Here is a 913-nt window from a genome sequence, read left to right as displayed (position 1 = left end):
GCTCGGTGGCGCGGCCGTCGGCGAGGTCGACGATCGCGTGCTCGGCGGACGGGACCGGCATCCGGTCGAGGACGAGGGGCGTCCCCCCGGCGTCGCGCACGGCGGCGACGACCGCGGCCCCCAGCCCCGAGGCCCCGCCGGAGACGAGGACGGTCCCGACCTCGCCCGCCCGGCGGGCCGGGGATACCGCCGTCGGGTTCGTCGCCGTCGGGTTCGTCGTCGTCGCGTCGAGGGTCGCGTCAGGTGCCGCCACGGCGCACCGCCTCTCTGATCATCGATGTGGTGGAGCGGCCGGCGAGGTAGGGCAGGATGACTGCCTGCCCCCGCCACGACTCGACGACCGCCGCCTCCGGCAGGTCGCCGGCCGCGTAGTCGCCGCCTTTCGCGAACACGTCCGGGCGAAGCCGCGCCAGGATCGGCGCGGGCGTGTCGTCGTCGAACACGACGACCGCGTCGACGCTGCCCAGAGCCAGCAGCACGGCCGCCCGATCGGCCTGGCTCACCAGCGGCCGGTCGGGGCCTTTGAGTCGACGCACGGACAGGTCGCTGTTCAGGCAGACGACGAGGCAGTCGCCGAGACGGCGGGCGGCGGCCAGGACGTTGACATGACCGGCGTGCAGGAGGTCGAAGCAGCCTCCGGTGCTGACGACCACCCCGCCGCGGGCGCGGGTGCGCCGCACCACTTCCAGGGCCGCCCCCATCCCGATCCCCGTCCCCGTCCCGATCCCCATGCCCGTCCCGATCCCGATACCTGGCCCGCCCCCGCCGTCGATCGCCCCCGGACCGTCGCCGTGGTGATCGGCTGGGGGAGACATGGCCGACACGCCGCCGGCGGCGAGGAAGGCGCCGGTCGCCCTGGTCGCCGCGACGACCGCCTCCGACGGCAGCGCCCCCGCGCCGAGCAGGGCGGCGG

At 76.3% G+C, this 913-nt stretch carries 1 protein-coding gene and 1 pseudogene; both read right to left on the bottom strand.

The annotated features are described in order from the left end of the window. Positions 1 to 253: pseudogene (locus ND748_RS32905) on the bottom strand (SDR family NAD(P)-dependent oxidoreductase); the annotation flags it as partial. Further along, the coding region (locus tag ND748_RS32900) for an adenylyltransferase/cytidyltransferase family protein (protein WP_251750148.1) at positions 240 to 913 on the bottom strand (674 nt) is incomplete at its 5' end. The pseudogene ND748_RS32905 and the gene ND748_RS32900, both read right to left, overlap by 14 nt.

This window comes from Frankia sp. AiPs1 (assembly GCF_023716945.1).
Taxonomy (GTDB): domain Bacteria; phylum Actinomycetota; class Actinomycetes; order Frankiales; family Frankiaceae; genus Frankia.
The sequence above is the reverse complement of the archived record's forward strand: the minus strand, read 5'-3'. Positions and strand labels throughout refer to the sequence as shown.